Annotated in this window: 6 protein-coding genes; all 6 read right to left on the reverse strand. The window is 69.1% G+C overall.

Annotation, left to right across the window (positions count from 1 at the left end):
* Positions 1 to 61: 61 nt before the first annotated feature.
* A complete protein-coding gene (locus tag ACFV7Q_RS19240; RefSeq protein ID WP_385429850.1) occupies positions 62 to 1006 on the reverse strand; it encodes an FHA domain-containing protein in 945 nt (314 codons plus the stop codon).
* 82 nt (positions 1007 to 1088) lie between these two features.
* Entirely contained in the window at positions 1089 to 2078 is a 990-nt protein-coding gene (locus ACFV7Q_RS19245; protein ID WP_385429833.1) for a DUF881 domain-containing protein, read from the reverse strand.
* Positions 2079 to 2083: 5 nt separating this feature from the next.
* Positions 2084 to 2416, reverse strand: coding sequence for a small basic family protein (locus ACFV7Q_RS19250; protein WP_030158423.1), 333 nt, complete (start codon positions 2414 to 2416; stop codon positions 2084 to 2086).
* Complete coding sequence (locus ACFV7Q_RS19255) at positions 2413 to 3330, reverse strand: DUF881 domain-containing protein (protein ID WP_385429835.1); 918 nt, start codon at positions 3328 to 3330, stop codon at positions 2413 to 2415. The genes ACFV7Q_RS19250 and ACFV7Q_RS19255 overlap by 4 nt, the downstream gene beginning before the upstream one ends.
* 97 nt (positions 3331 to 3427) lie before the next feature.
* Positions 3428 to 5923, reverse strand: a complete 2496-nt coding sequence (locus ACFV7Q_RS19260; RefSeq protein WP_385429836.1) for a sugar phosphate nucleotidyltransferase — start codon at positions 5921 to 5923, stop codon at positions 3428 to 3430.
* A 100-nt stretch (positions 5924 to 6023) separates the two neighbouring features.
* On the reverse strand, positions 6024 to 6614 hold the full coding sequence (locus ACFV7Q_RS19265) for a CDP-alcohol phosphatidyltransferase family protein (RefSeq protein WP_385429838.1): 591 nt from the start codon (positions 6612 to 6614) through the stop codon (positions 6024 to 6026).
* Between the last annotated feature and the right edge of the window lie 162 nt (positions 6615 to 6776).

A 6776-nucleotide genomic window follows, 5' to 3' on the forward strand; every position in this document is an offset into this window, starting at 1 on the left:
CAGTCGGAGTACGCAGCACAGGACCTCCTTGGGGTTCCCCCCGGACGGAGTCCGGGAAGGGTCAGACGCCCCGCAGGCTCGCGTAGAAGACGAGCCGGTACTTGCCGATCTGAACCTCGTCGCCGTTGTGCAGCGGGACCGAGTCGATCGGCTCACGGTTGACGTACGTGCCGTTCAGGCTGCCGACATCGGCGACGGTGAAGCCGCCGTCCTGGCTCCTGCGGAACTCGACGTGCCGCCGGGAGACGGTGACGTCGTCCAGGAAGATGTCGCTCTGCGGGTGCCGGCCCGCCGTGGTCAGCTCGCCGTCCAGCAGGAAGCGGCTGCCGGAGTTGGGGCCGCGCCGCACGATCAGCAGGGCGGAGCCCGGAGGCAGTGCCTCCACCGCGGCCTGGGCCTCGGGGGACAGCGCCGACGACACGTGCTGTTGTCCCGACACCTCGGCCTCGTAGGCCTCCAGGCCCGAGATCGAGATGGTGGACGTGGTCTCCGAGGCACGCTCCGGCGTCAGACCCGCCCGCAGCGGCGCCCCGCAGTTGGAGCAGAACCGGCTGGCCGCATCGCTGCGCTGCCCGCACCTGCTGCAAACCTGCTCGGCCGACATGGACGGCTCCTCGTGCCGCGGGTACCCCGCGGAGGCGTCGGTGGCATACGGGTCGGGAGCAAACCCGCCACCCGTACTCGAGGTTGATGATTCACCGAAACCTATGCGTCCGGTACCGGCAGGGTCAACAGCCGACGCGCCCGGCGCGCCCGGAACACCACCCGCACCCGCGACCTCGTCACGGAAGAGCGGCCGGTCCCCCTGACCCTGCGTCTCCCCGTGCCCCGCACGGTGCTCTGCCGCGCCGTCTTCCTCGCGGTTCTTCTTACCGAACAACTTCTCAAACAACTTCACGGGCGATTCCCCTTGAACGAAACAGACCCGCCCGTGGGGCAGGACGAACTCCGAATGCACACACCTGCCGACCCGGACATCCTCACAACGTCCGTAACCACCAGACAGTTTCCACCACGCACCACGACTTCGGTGCGCCGACCCCCCGCAGGCACCAGCCCGCGCAGGACCCTCCGCTCTCCGTCCCGCATCACGACGATGACGACCGAGCGTAGTCAGGCTGCTTCGCAGCCCGCAAGGCGTCCACAACGATCTTCGCCGACCGTGTGACGCCCACAGTGGCCTGTTCCTTCTCCAGTGTCTGCACCACACCGCCCGGGATGTTCAGCGCCGGCTCCAGGTCCTGGGGTTTGCCGATCACCTTGAACTCGTAGGGCTGTGCGATCTTCTTACCATCGATTGCGATCTGGCCCCCCTCATCCGAGAAGTACGAGCCCGCCACCACGCGCATCCCGTTGATCTGGATCGCCTCCGCTCCGGCGGCCCGGAGCTCCTGGAGCGCGTCCAGCAGCTGGTCGGACTCGACCTGACCCTTAGGATCCGTGATCTTCATGGTGATGCCCGGCCCCTGCGCCGCCACCGTACCGGCCAGGATCCCGAGTTGGCGCTCCTTTTCGACGGTCTGCCGGCGCGCCTCCTCGGCCTGGTTGGAGCTGCTCTCCAACTCCCTGCGCTGGTCCTCCAGCTGCTGCTTCTCGTCCTCCAGGCGCTTGGTCCGGCTGTCCAGCTCGTCGAGGATCCGGACGAGGTCCTCCTGGCGGGCCCCGCGCAGCGCACTGGAGTCGCTGTTCGACCGCACTTGGATGGCCAGGCCCAGTCCCAGCACGAACAGCAGGACCGCCACGATCAGTTGGGCCCGGCTCGCCCGCAGCGGCCACAGCCCGGCCGCGAGCCGCTGCCGCCCGGTCATCTCGGGCTCGGCGGGCCCGGCGGGCCCGGCGGATCCGGCAGGCTCGGCGGGTCCGGCAGGCTCGGCGGGCCCGCCAGGCCCGGCAGGCCCGGCGGGTTCGGCAGGTCCGACGCGCCCGGCGGGCTGGGCGGGCTCGGCCGCCGGCTCCCCGGACCGGGGCTCGGAGGGCCGGGGCCCGGGCTGCTCCCCGGGCTGCGGCTCGGGCCGGGTCTCCCGCGGGGGCTGCTCCGGGACCTTCGGCTCCTCGGGCGGGGTGTCGTTCGTACTCATCGGCCTCACGCCCGGAACACGTGCCGACGGATGGCCGCGGCGTTGGAGAAGATGCGGATGCCGAGGACGACCACGACGCCCGTGGACAACTGGGAGCCGACGCCCAGCTTGTCGCCGAGGAAGACGATCAGCGCGGCCACGACCACGTTCGACAGGAACGACACCACGAAGACCTTGTCCACGAAGATGCCGTCCAGCATCGCGCGCAGACCGCCGAACACCGCGTCCAACGCCGCCACCACGGCGATCGGCAGATAAGGCTCGACGACGGCCGGCACTTCGGGCCGGACCAGAAGTCCGACCACCACTCCGGCCACGAGGCCCAGTACCGCGATCACGATGCACCCTTCTTCGGCTCTTCTGCTGTGGCTGTCGCCGTTCGTACGGTCAGGCTGGACGCGGCGGGCAGCCGCACTTCGTCCGCGGGGGACAGGGAGTACCGGATCCCGTAGCTCTCCTGGAGCACGTGCAGGTACTGGCCGTCCACGGAGTCCTGGAACAGGGTGCCGAGCCGCTTCTTGTCCCCCACTGCCAGCACCTCGTACGGCGGTACCAGCGGCCTGTTGTCGACCAGTATCGCGTCGCCCGCGGCCCTGATCGCGGACAGTGCGGTCAGCCGCTGCCCGTTGATGGAGATCGCCTCGGCCCCGGCCTGCCAGAGACCGTTGACGATCCGCTGCAGGTCCCGGTCCCTGAGCCGCCCGGTGTCGGAGAACCCCGTGTTCTCCCGCGGCTTGCCGCCGCCGGCCGCGGAGGAGCCCTTCGCGTCGTCCACGACCAGCTTGAGCCCCGGCCCGCGGACCTCGGAGGCACCGGACAGCAGCGTCGCCAGCTGGCCCTGGTCCCCGCCGCCGTGCTGCTTGAGCGCCTGGCGTTGGCGGCGCGCGACGTCCGCCCGGAGCCGCTCGATGTCCTGCTCCAGGCCGTCCGCACGCTCGTCGGCCACCTGTACCCGGCCGATCAGTTCCTGGCGCTCCTTGGCGAGCACCGGAGCGGAGACCTGCGTCTGGGCAGCGCCGAGCGTGACGACCATGGCGGCCAGGACGAGTCCGGCGGCCAGCGCCAGTTTGGACTTCAGGGTCCGCGGGAGTCCCGCCGTGCCCTCGGCTTCGCGCCGGGCCGACGCTTCCGCATAGCCCTCGTCGAGACTGTGGTCCATCACGTGCGTCAGCAGCGACATGGACGCGTCCGGGCGCGCCGACGGCTTCGGCGCCTGACTCCGGTTGTGGGGCGGCTGCGACATGCCGCTCATCGTCGCACGTCGGCGCCGCCCGCATCCAATGCGCCCGAACGGTGGACCGGGCACGACGTCCCGTGCCCGGTCCACCACGGTCCTGCCCGCACCAGGGTCAGTGCCCGGCGCCGTCCACCACGCCGGCCCACTCCTCCAGCAGGGCCTGCGCGGAGGCGTCGTCGGGGCCCTCGGCCCACAGGTGCGTGACCGCCTCCGCCGGGTCCGGCAGGACCAGCGCCCACCGTCCGTCGGCCTCCACCACCCGTACCCCGTCGGTGGTGTCCACCTGCCGGTCGCCGGCGGCCTCCACGACCCGCCGCATCACGAGCCCCTTGACCGCCCACGGGGTGGGGACGTCCCGCTTGAGTACGTGCGCACGTGGTATCCGCGCATCGATCTGGCTCAGCGTGAGCTGCGTCCGCGCCACCAGTCCGAGGAGCTGCACGAAGGCCGCCGACCCGTCGAAGACGCTGCTGAACTCAGGGACGATGTATCCGCCCCGCCCGTCCCCGCCGAAGATCGTGTTCTCGGCGCGGCCCACCCGGGTGAGGTCGTCGGGCGAGGTCGTAGTCCACTCGACCTGGGTCCCGTGGTACGCCGCCACCTGCTCGGCGATACGGGTCGTGGTGACGGGCAGCGCCACCTTCCCGCTGCGTTTCTCGGCGGCGACGAGGTCGAGGAGCACCAGCAGCGCCCGGTCGTCCTCGATGATCCGGCCGCGCTCGTCGACGAGCGAGATCCGCTCCCCCACGGGGTCGAACCGCACCCCGAACGCGGCCCGGGCCGAGGCCACGATCTCGCCGAGCCGGACCAGCCCGGCCCGCCGGGACTCCGCGGTCTCCGTCGGCCGGGTCTCGTCGAGCCCCGGATTGATCGTCAGGGCGTCCACCTCGAGCCGGCCGAGGAGGCTGGGCAGGACGAGGCCGGCACTGCCGTTGGAGGCGTCCACGACCACCTTCAGCCCGGAGTCGGCGATGCCGGTGGTGTCGACGCGCCGCAGCAGCGAACCTGTGTAGGAGTCGAAGATGCTGGACGGGAACTGGAGGTCGCCGATTTCGCCGGGGAACGCGCGCCGGTACTCCTGGCGTGCGAAGACGCGGTCGAGCTTGCGCTGCTGCGCCTGCGAGAGGTCGGCCCCGCGCTCGTCGAGGAACATGATGTCCACGGAGTCCGGGACACCGGGAGAGGTGCGCAGCATGATCCCGCCGGCGCTGCCCCGTGCGGTCTGCTGTCTCGCGACGGGCAGCGGCACGTTCTCCAGGTCCCGTACGTCGATCGCGCTGGCCTGGAGCGCCGAGATGACCGCGCGTTTGAGTGCGCGGGCGCCGCGGGAGTGGTCGCGGGCGGTGGTGACGATGGCGCCCTTCTTGAGCATGGTCGCGTACGCGCCGGCCAGCCGTACCACCAGCTCGGGCGTGATCTCCACGTTCAGGATGCCGGTGACGCCGCGGGCCCCGAACAGGTGTGCCTGGCCGCGGGACTCCCAGATGACCGACGTGTTGACGAAGGCGCCGGCCTCGATCGTCTTGAAGGGGTAGACGCGCACGTTCCCCTGGACGATCGACTCCTCACCGACGAGGCACTCGTCACCGATGACGGCACCGTCCTCGATCCGGGCCGCCCGCATGATGTCGGTGTTCTTGCCGATGACGCAGCCGCGGAGGTTGCTGTGGGGGCCGATGTACACGTTGTCGTGGACGACGGCCTTGTGTAGGAAGGCTCCACTCTTGACGACGACGTTGGATCCGACGACCGTGTGTTCGCGGATCTCGACGCCGGCCTCGACCTTGGCGTAGTCCCCGATGTACAGCGGTCCGCGCAGCACCGCGTCGGGGCTCACCTCGGCGCCTTCGGCGATCCACACGCCGGGCGAGATCTCGAAGCCGTCCATGTCGATCTGGACCTTGCCCTCGAGTACGTCGGCCTGGGCCTTGACGTAGCTCTCGTGCGTGCCGACGTCCTCCCAGTAGCCCTCGGCGACGTAACCGAAGATCGGCCGGCCTTCCTTCATCAGCTGCGGGAAGACGTCTCCGGACCAGTCCACCGGGACGTCCGGCTCCACGTAGTTGAAGACCTCGGGCTCCATGACGTAGATGCCGGTGTTCACCGTGTCGGAGAACACCTGGCCCCAGGTCGGCTTCTCCAGGAAGCGCTCGACCTTTCCTTCCTCGTCCACGATGGTGATGCCGAATTCCAGTGGATTGGGCACCCGGGTGAGGCACACCGTGACGAGTGCGCCCTTCTGCTTGTGGAAGCGGATGAGATCGGTGAGGTCGAAGTCGGTGAGCGCATCGCCGGAGATGACGAGGAACGCGTCGTCCTTCAGGGCCTCCTCGGCGTTCTTCACGCTGCCGGCAGTGCCGAGTGGCTTCTCCTCATTGGCATAGGTGAGCTCCATTCCGAGCTCTTCGCCGTCGCCGAAATAGTTCTTGACGAGAGATGCCAAGAATTGCACGGTGACCACGGTTTCGCTGAGCCCATGCCGCTTGAGTAGCCTCAGCACGTGCTCCATGATCGGCCGGTTGGCCACCGGCAGGAGCGGCTTGGGCATGCTCGAGGTCATGGGGCGAAGACGAGTGCCTTCGCCGCCGGCCATCACGACGGCCTTCATGTCGGAAGAGTCCTCCTTGGGAGACGACGTTCCAGCCGACCGCACTCGTCCGGGACGGTGACTCCGCAATTCTTCCGTGTCGGACCGGCACCGAGCGAGCTCAATCGGCCGCGGTGTCCGCCTTCACGAGACGGCGGACCTGCACCACGTAAAGGATTCCTGCCCACCAGTAGAGCGTTGTACCCCATCCGGCGAACGCCCATCCGAAAACTGCCCCCATCCAGGCCAACCAACCCGTACCGTCACTGAGCAACAGCAGCGGGAAGGCGTACATCAGGTTGAAGGTGGCGGCCTTGCCGAGGAAGTTGACCTGCGGGGGCGGATAGCCGTGGCGACGCAGGATCCATACCATCACGAGCAGCATCAGGTCGCGCGCCAGCAGTGCCCCGGTGAGCCACAGGGGGAGAATGTCTCGATAGGTCAGGCCGAAGAGCGTGGAGAGGATGTACAGCCGGTCGGCGGCGGGGTCCAGCAGCCGTCCGAGGCTGCTGATCTGGTTCCAGCGCCGTGCCAGCTTGCCGTCCAGGTAGTCGCTGACCCCGCTGAGCATGAGGACGGCGAGCGCCCATCCGTCGTGCTCCGCCAGGATCAGCCAGAGGAACAGGGGCACCCCGGCGAGCCGGGCCATGCTCAGGATGTTCGGAATGGTGAAAATTCGGTCCGTCTGAACCCGAGTCTCCTGGACCTCCACCCGGGGGCCTCCACTGTTGAACGTACGAACGATGCCACTCGACCCTAGCAGGAAGGCGTGTCCTCTTTGAACGCAGAAAAGCCCCGCACCGAACCCCCAGAAGGGGCTGGTGCGGGGCTTCCCGCAATGATTGTTCGGCGGCGTCCTACTCTCCCACAGGGT

Origin of the sequence: Streptomyces sp. NPDC059851 (genome assembly GCF_042732005.1) — a bacterium.
Classification (GTDB): Bacteria; Actinomycetota; Actinomycetes; order Streptomycetales; family Streptomycetaceae; genus Streptomyces.